This window comes from Rhizobium sp. 10N427 (assembly GCF_056394605.1).
In genome coordinates this window covers 255,092-274,016 of sequence record NZ_JBFTID010000005.1, presented here as the reverse complement: position 1 = coordinate 274,016, position 18,925 = coordinate 255,092, and the positions used below count along the sequence as shown (strand labels likewise).

Annotated in this window: 11 protein-coding genes; 3 read left to right on the top strand and 8 right to left on the bottom strand. The window is 60.8% G+C overall.

Translation table 11 applies throughout. From position 1 onward, the window contains the following. Nucleotides 1–29 precede the first annotated feature (29 nt). The 4 genes from AC1DIJ_RS13400 to AC1DIJ_RS13385 form a co-directional block, all read right to left on the bottom strand. A complete protein-coding gene (locus tag AC1DIJ_RS13400; RefSeq protein ID WP_477831419.1) occupies nt 30–11,852 on the bottom strand; it encodes a VCBS domain-containing protein in 11,823 nt (3,940 codons plus the stop codon). A 299-nt stretch (nt 11,853–12,151) separates the two neighbouring features. Continuing rightward, a complete protein-coding gene (locus tag AC1DIJ_RS13395) occupies nt 12,152–12,937 on the bottom strand; it encodes a VOC family protein (protein ID WP_112386352.1) in 786 nt (261 codons plus the stop codon). Between the two features lie 64 nt (nt 12,938–13,001). Beyond that, entirely contained in the window at nt 13,002–13,475 is a 474-nt protein-coding gene (locus AC1DIJ_RS13390; protein ID WP_112386353.1) for a DUF1579 domain-containing protein, read from the bottom strand. Between the two features lie 30 nt (nt 13,476–13,505). Beyond that, nucleotides 13,506–14,231 carry a DUF899 domain-containing protein gene (locus AC1DIJ_RS13385; RefSeq protein WP_112386509.1) on the bottom strand — a complete coding sequence of 242 codons (726 nt, stop codon included), beginning with the start codon at nt 14,229–14,231 and terminating at the stop codon, nt 13,506–13,508. A 92-nt stretch (nt 14,232–14,323) separates the two neighbouring features. Between AC1DIJ_RS13385 and AC1DIJ_RS13380 the strand changes: the two genes are divergently transcribed. Further along, a complete protein-coding gene (locus AC1DIJ_RS13380; RefSeq protein ID WP_112386354.1) occupies nt 14,324–14,770 on the top strand; it encodes a MarR family winged helix-turn-helix transcriptional regulator in 447 nt (148 codons plus the stop codon). On the opposite strand, the gene AC1DIJ_RS13375 is transcribed toward AC1DIJ_RS13380, so the two are convergent. From AC1DIJ_RS13375 to AC1DIJ_RS13365, 3 genes are all read right to left on the bottom strand, one after another. Next, the gene (locus AC1DIJ_RS13375; protein WP_112386355.1) at nt 14,771–15,523 is read right to left on the bottom strand and encodes an RES family NAD+ phosphorylase; all 753 of its coding nucleotides are present in this window, start codon (nt 15,521–15,523) and stop codon (nt 14,771–14,773) included. It lies immediately after the preceding gene. Continuing rightward, nucleotides 15,483–15,866, bottom strand: coding sequence for an MbcA/ParS/Xre antitoxin family protein (locus AC1DIJ_RS13370; protein ID WP_112386356.1), 384 nt, complete (start codon nt 15,864–15,866; stop codon nt 15,483–15,485). Before AC1DIJ_RS13370 ends, AC1DIJ_RS13375 begins: the two co-directional genes overlap by 41 nt. 179 nt (nt 15,867–16,045) lie before the next feature. Next, nucleotides 16,046–16,468 (bottom strand): organic hydroperoxide resistance protein, encoded by a 423-nt coding sequence (locus tag AC1DIJ_RS13365; RefSeq protein ID WP_112386357.1) that lies wholly within the window; start codon nt 16,466–16,468, stop codon nt 16,046–16,048. 124 nt (nt 16,469–16,592) lie between these two features. On the opposite strand from AC1DIJ_RS13365, the gene AC1DIJ_RS13360 reads away from it, so the two are divergent. Together AC1DIJ_RS13360 and AC1DIJ_RS13355 are read left to right on the top strand one after the other, a co-directional pair. Beyond that, on the top strand, nt 16,593–17,060 hold the full coding sequence (locus tag AC1DIJ_RS13360) for a MarR family transcriptional regulator (RefSeq protein WP_112386358.1): 468 nt from the start codon (nt 16,593–16,595) through the stop codon (nt 17,058–17,060). A gap of 27 nt (nt 17,061–17,087) precedes the next feature. After that, complete coding sequence (locus AC1DIJ_RS13355) at nt 17,088–17,387, top strand: HigA family addiction module antitoxin (protein WP_112386359.1); 300 nt, start codon at nt 17,088–17,090, stop codon at nt 17,385–17,387. A gap of 34 nt (nt 17,388–17,421) precedes the next feature. On the opposite strand, the gene AC1DIJ_RS13350 is transcribed toward AC1DIJ_RS13355, so the two are convergent. Beyond that, entirely contained in the window at nt 17,422–18,825 is a 1,404-nt protein-coding gene (locus AC1DIJ_RS13350; RefSeq protein ID WP_112386360.1) for an MFS transporter, read from the bottom strand. Nucleotides 18,826–18,925 lie beyond the last annotated feature (100 nt).

Genomic DNA, 18,925 nt, shown 5'->3' with positions numbered 1-18,925 from the left:
CCTTTTCGATTGTTTGAGGTGACGACGGCTTAGCCGACGTGCGGGGCGGTCGTCGTATCGTGCTTGTCGTCGAACAGGATTTTGACGGCTTCAGTGGCGTTCTGAAGAACCGCCACATCGTGCCAGCCACCATTTGCGTTGACGCTGACGACCGTATCCGAGCCGCTGACCGTCGTCTTGACGCTGGCAAGGGCTTCGGCTTCCGTCGCTTGGTGACCGAGCAGGCTGTCGAGCAGCTTGGAGACATCGAGCGTATCGCCTTCGCCTGCCTTGTAATCGGTGATCACGTCGGCAAGCTTGACATCCTTCAGAGCGTCGGCGTCGAGGACGAAGGTGTCGGCCCCTGCCCCACCGGTTAGCGTGTACATGCCGCCGGCACCCGAGAGAACGTCGTCGCCGCTGCTGCCGATCAGCGAGTAGGCATGCGCGCCGTCTTCGCTGCCGCCGAGCGTGGTGTCGAAGGCGACTTCGACGAAGCTGCCATGACCGCCATCCGCCGTCGAGTAGCTGCCTTCCGAGAGGATCGTCTGACCGTTGATCGACGTGTTGGACGCAGCAGCATCGAGCGAGATGCTGGTGATATGCTGATCGGCAAGGCTCGAAAGCTCGCCGGCATCGGTCAGGCCATTATGGTTCAGATCCTGCCAGATGGTGAGCTTCGAGAAAGCCTCATCGGCCGCATCGATCTTGCCATCGTGGTTGGTATCGAGCGTCGCGAGAGCCGCGAGACCCGTGGCATAATTGCCGCCGGCAAAGTGCGGCGAGAAGATCTCGCTACCATTGTCGATCTTGCCATTGCCATCCACATCCAGCGCCAGAATGCCATCGCTACCGGCCGTCCAGGCAATCTGATCCTTGTGACCATCGGCATTGATGTCGAACTGCACGCCGTGATCGAGCGAGGTCAGCGCGACGCCGTTGTGATCGAGGTCGAGGATGATGGGGTCGATGGCCGAGGAACCCGCAACCGTCAATTGGCCGTTGCTGGCAGTGATACCCGTTGCCGTGACATACTTGAGATCGACCAGCACGTCGTTGCTGTCGCTGGACCCCGTGGTTGAGCCCTGCGTGAACAGGAATGTATGAGCAATCCCGTCGATCGTCGCATTGAATGCAACGGTCGAACCCGTCCCGCCGATATTGTTACCTTGTAGGAAATCTACAACGGCGGCGACATCAGTAATCGATGTCAGCGACACGGTGCTGCCGTGAGCATCCACGAACGTGGCGACGCCGCCAGATACGGAACCGCTTGAAACCTTATAGCCCGTATGTAGCTGCAAGTCTGAGTCATTGCCACCGACAGAAGTCGAAACAGATGCGTTCGTATAGGCGATCCTGTCTGAGAGGCCCTGCGTTGATCCTGGTTTGAAATCGGTAACAACATCGTAGCCTGAAATCGTTCCAGCCATCTTCGAGCCACCGAGACTGATCGTCGAGTCACCGGCAGCAAACTTAAAGATGTCGCTCCCAGCTCCGCCGGTCAGGATGTCTGCACCCTTGCCGCCGGTGACCGTGTCATTGCCGTCACCACCGAGGATCGTGTCCTTGCCGGAGCCGCCAGCAATCGTGTCGTTTCCGCTCGAACCGTTGATCGTGAAGCCTTCGCTCTGGTTGGACAGGTTCAGCGTCGAAGCCGACGTCATCGTCACAGTCTCGATGTTAGCGATCTGTCCGTCGGACGAAGCGGTGAAGTTCGAGCCGACTTGCAGCGTGTCGTTGCCGATACCACCGTCGAGCAGGGTATCGTTCTGCGCGCCGACGATGATGTCGTCGCCGCCACCGCCGCTAATGCTGTTTGCGTTGGCATCGCCGGTCAGAACATCGTTGCCAGCACCGCCGACAATATTGTCCACACCGGTGATCGACGCAAAGCCTGTCGCCGTACCGGCCGAGAGATCGACCACCACACCCTGGCTCGTCGTTCCATAGCTCAGCGTGTCGATACCGCCGTCGAGGGCAAGCGTCACGGTCTCGATGCCGGCAACCGAACCGCCCGCAAGGGTCGTAATCGTGTTGTTGGTAACGACGACACTCAGATTTTCGCTGGCGCCGGTGCCGAGTATGACGAGCCTGTCATTGCCCGCACCACCGTCGATCGTGTCGACACCGTCGCCGATCGTGTAGACGATCGTGTCGTTGCCGTCGCCGCCGTTGACGATGTCGTTGCCCGCATCGCCGACGAGGTAGTCGTCGCCCTTGCCGCCATCCAGCCTGTCGTCCCCTCCCGCCCCGAAGATCAGATCGCTGCCCTTGCCGCCCGTGATGGCGTCGGCAGCACCGGATTCTCCTGCGATCAGGTTGTTGACGGTGGATGACGAGAGGTCAATCGTCCGGTAGCCGCCTGCGCTGCTGGGATCCTGGCTGCTGATCGCATAGCTTCCGGTTCCGAGATTGTAGCCGTTGACGGTCGCGCCATCGAAGGAAATCGATTCAACCTTGTCGTCGCCCCCTTCAAAATGGTCCTGTACAGTGATGCTGTTGTTGCCCAGGGCGATCACGAGATCGCCCTTCCCCTGAGCGGTGCTGCTGTCATATGCGACCAGCGAGGCCAGTGCCTGACCGTTGGCGGCGATCAGAATCCTGTCGGTGCCGCCCTCTTCGACGATCAGGTCATTGCCGTCATTGAGGCCAAAGGCGTAGACGTCATCCCCCGTGCCTCCCCTCAGATAATCGTTACCGCCGCCGCCGATCAAGACGTCGTTGCCGCCGCCTGCATAGATCGTGGTATAGTCGCTGCCACCGATGATGATGTCGCCACTGTTCGTGCCCACCAGCCAATTGGACAGATTTGTCTCAACGCTTACGGTGGCGCTTCCAGGCGTCGTCCCGTCGGTGACGACATACTCGAAGCTTCCTCCGTAATATCGTCCACCATCGACAAACGTAGTCGTGGCATTTTCGGGTGAATGCGTGACCGACCCCTCATACGGGTTTCCAGCAGAGGTGATGGTCAGACTGTCGCCATCTGCGTCCTTATCGTTGAGCAGAAGCGCCCAATCTGGGATCGCCACGGACGACATGTTCGTGATGACGTGGTCGTCGCCGCCAACCGGAGCAGTGTTGGGCGGAACGGTGTTTACGACATAGTTGTCGGACTGCGTCTGTGCGTTGGTGTTGCCAGCTGCATCAGTCACCCCGCCCGCGGCAAGAGTGATGACATTCACTGCATCCGACATATTGACCGTTGGCGTGAAGGTCGCAGTCCAGGTCTTGCCGTTATCGTTGGACGTAACGTTGCTCAGCAAACCGTTTTCGACAGTCAGATCATCATTGGTGAAACCGGTAACAGCCTCACTAAAGGTGATCGTGACCTTCGATGTTTCGCCGATCGTAAGGTTATTGTCGGCAAACACGATCGTTGCGGTCGGCGCCACCGTATCAACCGACAACTGATGCGTTGCCGTCGAGCTGTTTCCAGCGGCATCTGTTGCGATGGCCGTGACCGTCAGCGGACCCTGGCCGGTGGGGGTAATGGATGTTGTCCAGTGACCGTTCGAATCGACGACCACGGCCGCCCCATTCACTGTCAGCGTAGAGCCAGCTTCAGCATTGCCGGAAACCTGGATGCCGTTGGCAGCCTCGCTAGCGTTGATCACATCATTGCCGCCCTCGATCGTCACGATGGAGACCGCCGGAGCGATGGTGTCGATCGTCAGGTTGTGAGTAGCCGTCGAGCTGTTGCCAGCCGCGTCCGTCGCAATCGCCGTGACCGTCAGCGCGCCCTGCACCGTCGGTACGATCGAAGTCGTCCAGTGACCGTCGGCACCAACCGTGACGTCGGCACCGTTTACCTTCAGGGTCGAGCCGATCTCGGCCTGACCCGAAATGGCGATGCCATTCAGCGCCTCGCTGGCGTTGATCACGTCATTGCCGCCCTCGATCGTCACGATCGAGACTGCCGGAGGCGTGATATCAACCGTGATTGCAAACGCATCTGATGTTGCGCCGGTGTGGTTGAACAGATCGCTGATCGCAGCCGTGAAGCTGTGGCTTCCTTCCGGCAGAGTGCCGGTCGTGATTTCCGCATAGCCCTGGCTGATTTCTGCGGCGGTCAGCACATGCGCTGCACCGACAGGCAGGCCCTTGTCATAAAGCTGAACGCTGTCACCAGCCAGCGCACCCGTATTTGCGAGAGCGATGTGGATCGTCGGCGTCTGGTCGTTAGTGGCGCCGGCATTCGCCACGTCGCCGACCTTTGGCAGCTGATCGTCAATGACGGTCAGGACCGGCGCCTCAGGAGGAGCAACGAGCTCAGCGTAAGTCTGAGTAACGCCATCGGAGAACTGGAAGTTCTCGATGTTGGTGAAGACATCGGTGACGCCGTTATGGGTGATCTCGAAGCCGTGAACCGTGGCAACGACATGCGTGATTTCAGTGTACTTGAAGTCCAGCTTTACAGAGTCGCCGACATCGCTGTTGTTGCCACCATCCACGACAACGCGATTTGCGTTGTTTGCACCGCGGTCAAGCACGATCAAGTCATTGCCCGCACCACCATTGATGGTGATCGTCGAGGTCGCCAGCCCGGTGCCCGAGAGGTCGCCGCTGACGACGAAGGTGTCGTTACCCTTGCCGCCATCGATGACCCACTCTTCGACATTGGTCGTGGCAACTTCGTAATTGCCGGCCGTTGCCGCGTTGGCCGTCGAGCCCGCTTCGATATTGACCGCGAGATTGTTTACGCCACCGATCGACACTGCGTTGATGTTGAAGGTCGAACCTGTGTCGCTGCCTGCGATATGCAGCGTGTCGTTGCCGTCGCCGCCATCGACCTTATCGGTGCCGTCGCCAGTGCTGTAGGAGAAAGTGTCGTTGCCGGCACCGCCCGAAAGCGTGTCGTTGCCGGTTCCGCCGGAGATGAAGTCGTTACCGTCGCCACCACTGATCGTATCGTTACCGGCACCACCGTAGAGACGGTCGTCGCCAGCGCCGCCGGAGATCGTGTCGTCGCCGCCGAGGCCGGAGATCAGGTCATTGCCGATGCCGCCGATCAGCGTATCGTTGCCTGCTCCACCCTGGATGATGTCGTTGCCGGCACCGCCGTCAATGGTGATGCCCCCGCCCTGAACGTCGCTCGTATAGTTGGCGTTCATCAGGATGATGTCATTGCCGCCGGTACCGCTGATTGCCTCGACATGCGCGAAGTTCGGCGTGCCGTTATAGGAAGCATCAAGCACGAAGCCGTTGGCGCCGCCGGCGTCGAGCACGATCGTGTCGTAGCCACTACCGCCATCGACGGCATCGCCTGTGCCGGCCAGACCACTGATCGAGTAGGTTTCAGAGTGACCGTTTCCAAGGTCGATCGTGCGATCGCCATAGCCTGTGGCATCGGCAATATCTGCACCGAGCGAGAAGATGTCGTTGCCGGCACCGCCGCGCAGCGTGTCGTTGCCCTTGCCGCCAGAGATGAAATCGTCGCCGTCGCCGCCGTCGATCGTATCGTTGCCCTCACCACCGCGGATTAGGTCATCGCCTGTGCCGCCGAAAATCGTATCGTCGCCGGAACCGCCGGTGATGATGTCATTGCCGGCACCGCCATCAAGCGTCGCGCCTGCTGCCGGTGAACCGGACTGCGTCACGGAGACTTCGGCAATCAGCGAACCATAAGGCGTGTTGCCGCCAGCGGCGAATTCGATCGTCGTCGAATTGCTCGTCGCCGTGAAGGTGATCGTGCGCTCGACAAATGTCCCGCCAACGGTCGTCCAATCGATGCCGTCCTTGGCATAGTCCACGAAGGGCTGCGAAGCATCCAGCGTGCCATTGGCATTGTGGACGTTGACAGTCACTTCGGACGTCGTCCCGGAATTGGTCTTGAGAAGATCCGGGTTGGTCGCCTGCAGGAAGCTGATCGTATAGGTCTGACCGGCAACAGTCGCAAATGTCTGATCGATTTTGCCGGCCGAAACACCCTGCATATCGACGGCATTTACACCCGCCGGGAACTTTGCGTTGAGGATCTCACCGTTGGTAAACAGTAGATCGACGCTACCGCTTTCCACTTTCCATCCGAGGCCCAGATCAACTGGTCCATCGCTGCCGACCATGACCTGAACAGGACCGTTGAAGCCGCCGTTAGCGATCAGCTCGCTGCCCGCCGTGATACGATCGTTGCCGTCACCACCATAAAGCTGGTCGGCACCGCCGCGGCCTTCAATGACGTCGTTGCCAGAGCCACCGTCGATAACGTTGGCGCCCGAGGTGCCGCGGATCGTGTCATTGCCGATGCTGCCATCGACATTTTCGAAGTTGGTAATCTTGTCAGTCGCAATCAGATTCTGGCCGTTGAGCGAAGACCGGGTGGCGACGCCACTTTCAAGGTCAATGTTCAGCTGCTCGCTGATCTGGCGGAAATCGAACGTATCGACGCCGCTGCCGCCGTCCACTTGCTGCGTTGCAGCCTGACCTCCGGAAACGAAAAGATCGTCGCCGCCATTCAGATTAGCCTGCAGCGCGGTAGCTGAGCTGACCTCAGCAAAGAAAACGCTGTTGCCGTTATCGTCACCGGTAATCTTGACGGTGTCGACACCTGCGGATTTCAGATCGGAGCCCTCATGGCCGAATACCAGCCAGTTGTAGCCCTTCACATCGATATCGAGGGTTTCAACATTCGTTGCGGTCAGCACTTTTTCCTGAGGAAGATTTGCATCGGTGCTGTCGGTTGCAGCGATCAGCAGCTTGTTATCAACCGCCTTGATATATTCGATCAGCGTCGGACCGCCATCCGGCGTCGTGAACTTCAGTGTATCGCTGCCGGTGCCACCATCAATGACGTCGGCACCGTCGCCCAGCGCATAAAGAATGGTGTCGTTTCCAGCGCCGCCGTCGATGATGTCATCGCCCGCTCCGCCGACGATCGTGTCGTCACCGTCTTCGCCATAGAGCTTGTCGTCGCCGCCGTTGCCCTGGATGTAGTCGTTACCGGCACCGGCAAAAATAATGTCGTTGCCGTCGGTCGATGCGTCATGCGGGCCGTCGTCGTCACCGTAGAGGTAATCGTTGCCGGTGCCGCCATAGATCAGGTCGTTGCCGGCCTCGCCCTTGGCCGTACCGCCGCCATTGCCGAGGATCAGAACATCGTCACCGGCGCCTGCATAGAGGCCGTCCGCGACATTGTCGTCGCCGCCATAGAGCAGGTCGTTGCCGCCGCCGCCGATCAGCGTGTCCGAGCCGGCGCCACCGATAAGAATGTTGGCGTTGTTGTCACCGAAGATAACGTCGTCTCCAGCACCGCCCGTTACATTTTCGATATTCGTCAGCGTATCGTTGCCGTCACCCGAGGCGGCATGTGCGCCGATCGTCACCGGCCAGTTGGCCGCGCTGTCGCCAAGGTTTGCGATAATGCCGGTCGCGACAGCGGAATAATCGGCCGTATCGCCGCCATGCGCGGATGCCAGGATCGCCGTAGCGCCGCCCGAAACCGGAGCATCCGGACGGGTGAAGCCGACGGCCGAGTTGCTGCCGCCATCGATCAGATCGTTGCCGGCGCCGCCTGCGATGCGATCGTCGAGATCGCCACCGTAAATCTTGTCGTTGCCGGCGCCGCCATTGAAGGTGCCGCCTGCGGCATAGAGATCGGCGTATTTTTGTCCGAGACCATTGCTGGCGTTCGGCAGATAAACGGTGTCATCGCCATCCTTGGCGTTGAGGTAGTTGCCATCCTCGAAATAGGGATTGTTCGGGCTGGTCATGGTCTGATCGGCCGAGAACTTGGTCAAGTCGCGGGTTTCGCTACCATCGGTGAAGACGTGGTCTTCGACAGAGCCGACTGTGATCTTGACGACGACTGGTTCGCCGTTCGTCATGCCGTCGTTCGGCTTGTAGGTGAAGCTGTCGTCGCCATGATAATTGGTGGTCGGGGTATAGACGAACGAGCCGTCGGGCTTGAAGGTCAGAGTGCCGTGAGCGGGACCGGAAACGAGGACGGCGGTCAGAGCGTTGTTCTCTACGTCCGTGTCGTTTGCCAGAACGCCGCTGCTCTTCTCAACCGTAAGCTTGCCATCCTCCGAAACGGTATAGGCGTCGGCTGCGCCGACCGGTGCATCATTGGTGCCAACGACCGTGATTCTGACGACTTCGGTCGCAGTGGCGCCATGGGTATCCTTTACTTGAACGTAAAAGACTTCCTGCGCTGTTTGACCACGTCCCAAGGCCTGCGTCGCTGTGAGGCTGTTGTTCAGGTTGTAGGTCCACTTGCCGTCCTGATTGACAGAGAACGAGCCGTAGACGCCGCTAACCGACGTGACGTCGCCCGGAGTGGGATGGCCTGGAACGGCAACCGACCACGTGTCGTTGCTGGCGTCGTCCTCGTCATCAACGTCGTACTTCTTGAGCGTGCCGCTTTCGCTGGCATCTCCTGCCGTATATTGACCGTTAGCCCCGATACCCGCCTCGATCACAGTCGCGCGCGTGTCGCCACCCGAAATGACCGGTTTGTCGTTAGAGCCGGTGATCGTGACGACGACCTGCTGCGTGGCAGTCGCGCCGTGGCTGTCGGTAACCTGTACTGTGAAGGTTTCGGTTACCTTCTGGTTGAGATTGAGCTCTTGAGTCGCCTGGCGATCGTCGTCGAGCGCATAGGTCCACTTGCCGTTTTGATCGACCGAGAACGTACCGTATTTGCCATTGGTGTTCAGAACTTCAGACGTGCCGCCCTGCTTGCTGACCAGAATGGCCCAATGATCGTTGGTGGCGTTGTCGTCGGCGTCCGCGTCGGACTTGACCAGCGTGTCGGAGATCGTGCTCTGGCCGACATGTCCGCCGTTAGCATTGAAGCCGTCTTCGACGACCGAGCCGGTTGCATGCGTGCCATCGATGACCGGCTTGTCGTTGGTGCCGGTGATGGTGATGGTGATCGGCTGCGTGCCGACATTGCCGTAGCCGTCGTTGACCTGGGCATTGTAGGTGATCGTCAGCGTCTTGCCCGCCGGCAGCCAGTCAAGATTGGCGGCGGCCGGGTCATAGGTCCAGGTCAGCGTCTTGGCGCCGCCATCCGTCGTGACCGAGTTGAAGCTGATTGCACTCTTGGCAATCAGAGCCGAGACATCGACATTGTTCGGGATCGTGCCGCCGTTGAAGACAGCGGTCGCTGCTCCCTTTACGGAACCCGTGAGCGTGTCGCCGATATCGGCATCGGACACCGTCAGAGTGCCGGTGACGCCGCCGATATTCTGGTGGGATGCATCGACCGCTTCGACAATGGCAACTGGGTTCGAGAAGCCGGTAATTACGGGCTTGTCATTGGAACCATCGACGATGATCGTCACGGTCTGCGTGTCGGTGCCGCCATGGCCATCCGAAATCTGAATGGTGTAGGTCAGCTTCAGCTGATCCCTGGCACCAAGGTAGTCGAAAGTCTTGTCGGCAGCAGCGAATTTCCAATCCAGCGTGCCGATGTTGGCACCGTTCTGCACCGACGTCTGCATGAAGCCGGTCAGCTTTGTCAGGTCGAGACCGGCGGTATCACCGGACGCCACAACACCTGTTACCGATGCGTCATGATGCGTATCGCTCAGATCCGCGTCAGCAAAATAAAGCGTGCCCTTAGTTGTGTCGAGCTTGGTCGAGCCGGTGGTGTTATTGGCTTCATCAACAAAGCCGAAGCTGCCGAGACCGAACAGGCCTGTCGAGAGAACCGGAGCGTCGTTGGTGCCGGTGATGACGACATCGACCGTCTGGTTGGTAACGCCGCCAGCGCCGTCGTTGACCTGGATCGTGTAGGTCAGCGTCAGCTTCTCACCAACGCCGAGATAGTCGAATGCCAGGTCGCGCGCCTGGAAGGTTGCGGAAACGCTGCCCTGATCCGAGCCCGAAGCCTTGCTGACACTATCGATCTTCAACAGGTTCTCAAGAACCGCGTTTCCGAAGTTGCTGGTCAGCAGACCATTCGTGACGCCGGACGCCGTAACGCCGGCGACCTGCGCGGTGTGGCCGGTGTTGCTAAGGTCAGCATCGGTAAAGCCGATCGTCAGATGGGCGGTATCATAAGCCGTCGAAAACGTCTGACCGGCCTGTTCGGTGATCGAAGCCGAAACACCAGCTGCAACAACCGGCGCATCGTTGGTGCCGGTGATGGTGACCGTGATCGGCTGCGTGCCGACATTGCCGTGGCCGTCGTTGACCTGCGCATTGTAGGTGATCGTCAGCGTCTCACCTGCGGACAGCCAGTCAAGATTGGCTTCCTTGGGGTCATAGGTCCAGGTCAGCGTCTTGCTGCCGCCATCCGTCGTGACCGAGTTGAAGCTGATTGCACCGGAAGCGATCAGTGCCTTGACATCGACGCCTTCCGGCAGCGCGCCGCCATTCAGCTGAGCCGTCGCCTCGCCGGTGACAGAGCCCGTCAGGTTATCGCCGACATCGGCATCGGTGACGGTCAGCGTGCCGGTTACGCCGCCGATATCCTGGTGCGACGCGTCGGCAAGCTCGGCGAGCGCGGCCGGATTCGTACCGCCGGCAATCACCGGCGCGTCGTTGGTCCCGAAAACTGTAACGTCGATGACCTGCGTCGCCGTGCCGTCGGCCGACGTGACGGTCAGCGTCTCATGAACTGCATCGCCAGCTCTCAACCCCTGAACGGCAGCCGTGTCGTTGTTGAGCACATAGCTCCACTTGCCGGTGGCGGGATCGAAGGAGAAGTTGCCGTACTTGCCGGCGAGCGCCTCGGAAGCCGGGGTCTGGAAGTGGTCGTCGCCGGTATCACGGTCGCTGACGGTCAGCTGGCCTTCGGCGGAAATCTTGCCATCGTTCGCTTCGACGCGGAGCGCCATGTTGCCTTCCGAGCCCTCAGATCCCTGCGAACCAGGCTTACCATCTTCGACAACCGAACCCGTTGCATTGCCCGAAATGGACGCCGTGTCGTTAACGCCGTTGACTTCGACGGTCCAGACCTGTGTGCCCGATGCGCCGGCCTTGTCGGTGATGGTGAAGGTGAAGCTTTCGGCCTGATGGTCCTTCAGGCCTTCGATCGCAGCGTCGTTGGGCGTGAAAACGTAGGCGCCGGTGGCGCTGTTGAGGCGCAGCTCACCATAGGTGCCGACCTTGACGATATCGTATTTCGGATCGCCTGCGAGCGGCTGCCCACCCTCGACGCCATAGCGTAACGCATCGTTCCGGTCGAGGTCGTGGCCAGGTACAAAGCCCTCTATCGGCTTGAACTCATCATCGTTCTCAGTGTCGATATAGAGACCCGACTCCATGAGCTCGATCGTCGGCGCATGGTTGATACGAAGTTCTTCGCCACCAGCGGGACCACCATCTAGCTGCTGCGTATCAGCCAGCAATGCCGCCAGTTCCGTCGGCGCGTCGTCACCACCCGGCGTGGTATCCTGGAATTCCGCGCCGGAGCTCGGGGCTGCGGCCGAGGCGCTGTCGCCGCCATCCGGGCCGGCGGCAACGTTGATGTGGCTGTCGTTCAGCGCGGCGATGACGGTGTCGCGCGGCAGTTCGACTTCGCCGATCAGGAAGGTCGGGACGTGGGCTGCGCCGTTGATGATGACGATCTCGGTGCCGTCGGGCTGGACCAGTACCAGATTGGCACCCTCGATGCGGATGTCGTCGAGCGAGACGTTGGCCGCGAGGTGGGCGACGTTGTTCTGATCCGGAACAACTTCATTCGGGTTGGCGGCGGCCTGCGGAGCCGGCGGGGCGGCTTCGACGCGGTCGGTCTTCGGCGACTGTTCGCCGGCCGGTGTCTGATCTGTTGTCTGCGAGCTCTGCGCCTGGGCAAGCTCGACACGCTCGACCTCAGGAAGCTTGGCCTCTTCGCGTCCTGCAATTTCGTGAACGTCCGAGATCATCTCGTGAGAAGCGTGCTCGCCGTCGACGTTCGAATTACGCAGATCTTCGATAGACATGACTTTACCCCAATGAACAATTGAGGTGCAATCAATTACGCGGGAGGTCTAATTGCAATACTTCCTTAACCACCAAGATATAGCCGATTATGCTTCCACCCAAAAATGTTCAGGGACGGTTAACCTTGGAACGGCCTTTTGGGGTGAGAACGCTAAAATTTGAATAAAATTAAGGAAGTAGCAAGGGGTTTTCGACCCCAAAACGGTTAACGGCGGCCCGGTTTTTCAGGGGCCGCCGTTAACCTTGAAGGGCGCGATTCGGGGCTGTCCGGGGCTGCCGGACACCCTGTTTTCAGAGCTCAGCGCCGGGGCGCGGCGAGGCAGAAAAATGCGCCCTGCGGATCGATGCCATTGACCACCCAGCTGCCACCCGGAACCTCCATCGGACCGAAGACGATCTTGCCGCCGCCTGCGTTTACCCGCTCGACGGCGCTGTCGATCTCCGGCACGTTGAAGTAATAGGCCCAGTACGTCATCGGCACGTCGGCAGGCTTGGTCATCATGCCGCCGGTCTGTTTTCCGTGCTCGGCGAAGATGCGGTAGGTGCCCATCTCGCCCATGTCGAAGTCGTGGTCCTTGGTCCAGCCGAAGATCTTTTCATAGAAATCGAAGGCCTGCTGCCAGTCGCCGGACATCAATTCGTGCCAGCCGACATGACCTGGCGTCCCCATTTCCGGCTCCCAGCCATCGTCGTTTTCCATCGGCAGCGGCGTCATGATGCAAAGCACGGCGCCGCTCGGATCGGCGACGACGGCGAAGCGGCCGACAGTCGGGATATCCTCGGGCGGGCGGCGGACGCTGCCGCCATGGGCGGCAAAGTCGCGGGCGGACTGATCGACGTCATCGACGGCGACGTAACCCGTCCAGTTGGGCGGAATGCCCTGCCCCTCGAGCTCTGCCGGAAAGGTCATCATGCCGCCGACGCCGCGGCCGTTGGCCTCGAAGATCGTATAGACACCCATGTCTCCCATGGGCATTTCCTTGGTTGTCCAGCCGTTGACCGAGCCGTAGAACTTCGCGGCGGCGGCGGTATCGGGCGTCATCAGCTCGCACCAGATGAACTTGCCATGCGTATTCGAAGCCATGATCTTTCCCTTTCAAGAGTATCGGATGTCATTTCCGTCTGGCGCCCTGATGGGGACGCCGCGATCACGGCTTGCGTGCGTAGCGCGCTTCCATGAGTTGCTTCCAGCTGCCGTCGGGCTGTTTCGCCGAGGAGGCGAAGGTGCGGTGGTCGGCGTCGATGAAGGAGATCTGTTCGCGGTAATCCTGTTCACCACCGCCGCCCATGCAATCGGGACCGCGCGTATAGAGGCTGAGCACCTTGCCATCGGGCGAGACTTCGCCCTCATAGACCCACATATGGTCCATCATCGAGCCGATCCAGGTGCCGACATATTTGCCCTTCGAAGGCGAGTAGCCGAGGGTCAGCACCGTCGTTGCGGCGCCACTGCCGTCAGGCATCTGGCCGTTTCCTTCGGCCACGAACCAGGCGCCGTGAAGCGAGCGGACGACCTCTGTCCATTGCCCGTTTTCTTTGATGTCGTCGGACGTGACGTTCCAGGTGCCGACGAGCTTTTCGAGGAAACGTTGCTCCTCGATCGCTTTTGCAGGTTCCATCATCCTTCCTCCCTCGGCTGATGTTTGCAGATCTCAGTGACAGCAGGACTGCGTCTTCGCATCCTCGTATTCGTCGTGACGCTTGACGAAGCTCATGGTGCTGTCCTCATTGCGGCCCTTCGGCGCGTAGTCGAGGATCATCAGCGTGCCCAGCACCTCTTCGCCGCCGCGGGCATAGTTCGAGTACGTGTGGAAGATCTCGCCCTTCTCGTTCTTGTAGAAGGCGCTCATGCCCGGCAGTTCGTCATTGGCGTCCTCGGGCTTCATCTCGGTGAAGTTGTAGAAGACCTTGTCCTTCTTCAGATGCTCGGGCGTGAAGGAGACGTGGTAGTCGAAGTTGAAATCATTCCCGACGGAAGAGACCCAGGGGAATTTCCAGCCCATGCGCTTTTTGTAGGCTTCGATCTTGTCGACCGGCGCGCGGGAGACCGCCACCCAGGTGACGTCGTGATTGTTGAGATGCGGCAGCGTGCCGTCGATATGATCGGACAGGAAAGAGCAGCCCGGGCAGCCTGCCTCCCATTCCGGCCCCATCATGAAATGATAGATCATCAGCTGGCTGCGGCCTTCGAAGAGGTCGGCAAGCGACTTTTTGCCATCCGGCGTGTCGAAGACGTAGTTTTTATCGACCTTCACCCAGGGGAGCGCCTGGCGCTCGGCGCGCAGCGCATCACGCTGGCGGGTATGGGCCTTTTCCTTGGCCAGAAACGCGCGGCGGGTCTCGAGCCATTCTTCGCGGGAAACGACAGCATTCTGCATGATCGCACGCCCTCCTCCGGCGCGGCCGGCAAGGACCGGCATTTCGTTCTGCTTTGCTTGACTAAATACATTGATATCAATAGAATTTGGCCATGTCAAATTCTGTCGAGATTCCCTATTCCACGACGCTCCTGGTGCGCGATACCTGCCTGTGCCTGCATGTGCAGCGCGCGGCGCGGGCCTTGGCGCGGCTGTTCGACGAGGCGCTTCGTCCTGTCGGGCTCACCAACGGGCAGTTCTCGCTGATGATGTCGCTCAACCGGCCGGAGCCGCCGCCGATGGGGCCGGTCGCCAACCTGCTCGCCATGGACCAGACGACGCTGACGGCCGCGCTGAAACCACTGCAGCGCCGTGGATGGGTAAATGTAACGCCCGGCGCCAAAGACAAGCGCTCGCGGCTGCTCAGCCTCACGGCCGAGGGAAAATCCGTACTGGCCGCTGCCGTGCCGATCTGGCAGAGCACCCATGCCGCACTGGAAGACAAGCTGCCAGGCGCCAATGGCGACGGCCTGCGCAGTATGCTGCTGGCACTTTGCTGATCAGCTTGCGATGCGCGGATCGCCACCGAAATCGCTGCGCGCAAAGCCAATGCGCTGTTTTGGAAATTCACACAGAGCCTGAATGCCCGATGCCGATAGCCGGATGCGCCATGTCTGCCGTTCGGCGGGTTCGCGGGCGCTGAAGGCCTTGGCGGTCAAAAGCGCCAGATTGCGGCCATGGCGCGGATCGCGGACGGATTCATAGAGGATGGCCTCCGTATCCGCCGCGCGGGCGGCCTCGGCAAGCGCTTGGCATGCTTCGTAGTTCAGAGGATCGGTCCATATCGCCCGGTCGCGATCGAACGGCGGGAGCGTCAGGTCGAGCGCTGCGGATGTCGCGACGGGCGCGGCAAAGGCGGTGTATTCGGCGGCATTGGCGGGGAGCGGCGTGGCGGGCGAATCTGCGTAGAACAGCAGCCGGTAGAAGGCCATTTCCGAGAGCGCCGTCTCCACCTTCTCCGAGGCATAAAACACACCCAGCGTCCGCCCTGCCCGCCGGAAGCGCGAGCCATGCGGATAGACGGCGCCGTATCGGAACGGTGTCGCCAGCAGATAATCCAGCCCCACGCATTCTGGCGGCAGCGCCGGCTTGCTCTCTTCCAGCAGATTCTCGAGAAGCGCCTGCTCCTCCAGCGTATCGACGAGTTTCAGCGTCGATATCTGATGCTGCGCCTCCACCAGTCGCCAGAAGCGGCCGGAGACGGCGCGCAGTTCAGACGACAGCGCGGCGGGCGTCCAGATAGGCAAGGACATCGGTCAAACCTGAAATGCTGACGATCTTTTCGAGCGGGGTGGCGCCAAGCGCCGTGTTGGCGTTGCGCAACCAATGCCTGGCAACCGACTCATCGCCGCCGGCGATGGCGTCGAGCGAGCGGAACAGGCGGACGAGAAGAATGGCGAGTTCGAAGGATTTGCTGCTGCGCTCCAGCAGGTGATCCTGCCGTTTCATGCGCGATACGGTGGCTTCCGAGACACCGAGAACGGCGGACAGCGTGCGGGCGCTGATGCCGAGGCGATCTGCGGCGTTGACCGCGGCCTTGGTGATGACGGCGGCTTCCTGGGTGGAGCGCGCTTGAGCGGGCGATGGTACGGGCATCGGATATCCTTTCCTTAGAAAGAATATAGCGACTTTATTTCATATGAAAAGATGTGGTTTGTGCACAGGGAGGCAAACCAACTCTCCGCCCTCATCCCTGTGCCTGTCACAGGAATGAGGGAACACGTGGAGGCGTTCCTCAGGCTTCTCTTCTCCCCTCGGGTAGAAGAGAAACTCAATCAGGCAACCGTGACCGGAACTTCGGTCGAGGTGCGCAGCGCGTGGCTGTAGGGGCAGACGATATGGGCAGCGGCTGCGAGCTTTTCGGCTTCAGCCTTGTCGAGGCCCGGGATGTTGACCGTCAGGGCCACTTCGATGCCGAAGCCGCCGCCGTCTTCGCGCGGGCCGATACCGACCTTGGCGGATACAGTCGTGTCTTCAGGAATCTTGACCTTCTGCTGGCCTGCGACAAATTTCAGGGCGCCCAGGAAGCAGGCCGAGTAGCCGGCTGCGAAGAGCTGTTCGGGATTGGTGCCGGTTGCGCCGTCGCCGCCGAGTTCCTTCGGAACGGTGAGCGTGACGTCGAGAACGCCGTTATCGGAAACGGCGCGGCCTGCGCGGCCACCGGTGGCGGATGCTTGGGTCGTGTAGAGAATAGGCATGTCAGTCTCCTTTGCGTTGGGGTTGCGATTTATATAATGCGCAATTAAATTGTACGCAAGTGAATTTTGCAAATTGCATTCGGAATCTGAAAAGAGGACAATCGCGCCTCGAAGGAACAGGATCATGACAGCGCGGACGGCAGAGACAATGAAAATACCGGCAGAGGAAAAGAAGCTGGAACGGCAGCTCTGTTTCGCGGTCTATTCGACGGCGCATGCCTTTACCCGCGCCTACAAGCCGATCCTCGACAAGGTGGGCCTGACCTATCCGCAATATCTCGTGATGCTGGTGCTGTGGGACAAGGCCGAACTGCCGGTGAAGACGATCGGCGAAAAGCTCGACCTCGATTCCGGCACGCTTTCGCCGCTGCTGAAACGCCTGGAGCAGAACGGCCTGATCAAGCGCACCCGCGACGTACGCGACGAACGCCAGGTTCTGGTGTCGCTGACGCCGAAGGGCGATGCGATGCGCGGCGAGGTCGATACGATCATGGGCTCGATCGGCCAGGCGATCGGCTGCACGCTTGAGGAGATGGCGGAGATCCGCACCCTGCTCCAGGGTCTGCGGTCGAATCTGAACGAGGCGGATTAACGCCGCGCGGGCGAAAGGAACCCTGACATGGCGAGAGAAATTCCTCTTCCCCACCCGGGGATCGTGCTCAAGGAAGAATTCCTGGAGCCTATGGGCATCAGTGTTTATGCCGCCGCCAAGGCGACCGGCATTGCGCGCAGTCAGCTCAATCGGGTCTGCCACGGCGGCCTCAACATCACGGCGCCGATGGCGTTGCGGCTTGGCAAATATCTGAATGTCGATCCGAAGTGGTTCATGAACATGCAGGTGACCTTCGATCTCGTCTCGTCCAGCGAGAGCCTGACACGCGAGCTGCAGGCGATCGATTCGGTCAGATCGGCAGCATAGGGAGACCCGCGCCAATAGCGCGGGCCGGAGTGCTTTACTCGGCGGCCTGATAGGCGGCCTGGACCGGCGTGCGCGAACCGCGCGGGCCGAGTGCTGCGAAGAGGACCACCAGCACCGAGAGGATGGCGACGAAGGTGACACCTGCGGTGTAGGCGTCGTAGCCCATCGACGGGGCGGCGCTGAAGATGGCGGAGGCGGCCGCGAGAACGATGCCGCCGCCGATCTGGAAGGCGGCGAAGAGCAGGCCGGAGGCGAGGCCAGACTTGTCTTCCTCGACATCCGAGAGAGCCGCGACCTGCACCGACGGGTAGGTCATGGCATAGCCGACGCCGAGCGGGATCTGCGACAGGGCGACGAGCAGCACCGGATTGACGTGGCCGGCGGCCAGCACCCAGAAGATATAGCTCGATGCCTGCAGCGCGACACCCAGCGTCATCAGGCCCGTCGTGCCGCGGTTCTGGGCGATGGTTGCGAAGCGCGGTGCGAGGAACATGACGCAGACGCCGCCGAAGGCGAAGCAGAAGCCCGTGACGAAAGCCGACCAGCCGAGTTCATCCTGATAATAGAGCGTGGCGATGAACTGGAAGCCGACATAGACGCCCTGGAAGAGCGCCGCCAGCAGGTTGGCGTGGCTGAGCTTCGCCTTGCGGAAGATACCGAGCGGCACCATCGGATCATGATGCCGGGATTCGACCACCAGGAAGAGGCCGATCAAAAGCACCGCGGCCAACAGGGAACCCCAGGTCGGCAGGGCGTTCCAGCCCTCGGCAGCGGCATTGGTGATGCCGAAGACGAAGAGCAGCAGGCCGGGGGTGATGGTCAGTGCTCCAGCCCAGTCGAAGGACGGACGCTTGCCGCCGAGCTTGACGTCACGCGGCAGAACATAGGGCGCGGCGATCAGGGCGAGGATGGCGACAGGCGCGCCCATGACCAGCGTCGCCCGCCAGCTGATGATGGTGGCGGCACCGCCAAGCACCATGCCGAGCACGAAGCCGGTTGCCCCCGTTGACGCGAAGACGCCGAGCGCCTTGGCGCGGGCCGCCCCCTCGCCGAAGACGGAGAGCAGCAGCGCAAGGGCGGCGGGCGCAGTGAAGGCGGCGGCGATGCCCTTGATCAGGCGGGCGGCGATCAGTGTCGGACCGCTGTCCACGAAGCCGCCGGCAATGCTGGCGGCCGCGAAGACGGCAAGCGACCACAGGAAGACGCGGCGGTGACCGAAGACATCGGCAACGCGCCCGCCGAGCAGCAGGAAGCCGCCATAGCCGAGCACATAGGCGCTAACGGCCCATTGCAGCGAGGTGGCGGGCATTCCGAGTTCAGCCTGGATGGCGGGAAGCGCGACGCCGATAGTCGAGACGTCCATGGCATCGAGGAAATTCGCGGCACAGAGCAGCAGCAATGCCAGCCCTGCCCCGCTTCTGGATTGGGAGAGTGTCATCGAAATCGTTCCTTTCGGCTGCCGCGGTTTGGGAGAAAGCGGCAGGGAACGAGAAAATGTACACGTCCTGATCCTATTGCAAATTGATAGTACCCATGCC

Bases quoted from the DNA above. Each gene is read 5' to 3' on its own strand.
- AC1DIJ_RS13355 (WP_112386359.1), top strand. From the start codon at position 17,088: ATGGCGAGAGAAATTCCTCTTCCCCACCCGGGGATCGTGCTCAAGGAA.
- AC1DIJ_RS13390 (WP_112386353.1), bottom strand. From the start codon at position 13,475: ATGATGGAACCTGCAAAAGCGATCGAGGAGCAACGTTTCCTCGAAAAG.
- AC1DIJ_RS13385 (WP_112386509.1), bottom strand. From the start codon at position 14,231: ATGCAGAATGCTGTCGTTTCCCGCGAAGAATGGCTCGAGACCCGCCGC.
- AC1DIJ_RS13400 (WP_477831419.1), bottom strand. From the start codon at position 11,852: ATGTCTATCGAAGATCTGCGTAATTCGAACGTCGACGGCGAGCACGCT.
- AC1DIJ_RS13375 (WP_112386355.1), bottom strand. From the start codon at position 15,523: ATGTCCTTGCCTATCTGGACGCCCGCCGCGCTGTCGTCTGAACTGCGC.
- AC1DIJ_RS13380 (WP_112386354.1), top strand. From the start codon at position 14,324: ATGTCAAATTCTGTCGAGATTCCCTATTCCACGACGCTCCTGGTGCGC.
- AC1DIJ_RS13395 (WP_112386352.1), bottom strand. From the start codon at position 12,937: ATGGCTTCGAATACGCATGGCAAGTTCATCTGGTGCGAGCTGATGACG.
- AC1DIJ_RS13360 (WP_112386358.1), top strand. From the start codon at position 16,593: ATGACAGCGCGGACGGCAGAGACAATGAAAATACCGGCAGAGGAAAAG.
- AC1DIJ_RS13370 (WP_112386356.1), bottom strand. From the start codon at position 15,866: ATGCCCGTACCATCGCCCGCTCAAGCGCGCTCCACCCAGGAAGCCGCC.
- AC1DIJ_RS13350 (WP_112386360.1), bottom strand. From the start codon at position 18,825: ATGACACTCTCCCAATCCAGAAGCGGGGCAGGGCTGGCATTGCTGCTG.
- AC1DIJ_RS13365 (WP_112386357.1), bottom strand. From the start codon at position 16,468: ATGCCTATTCTCTACACGACCCAAGCATCCGCCACCGGTGGCCGCGCA.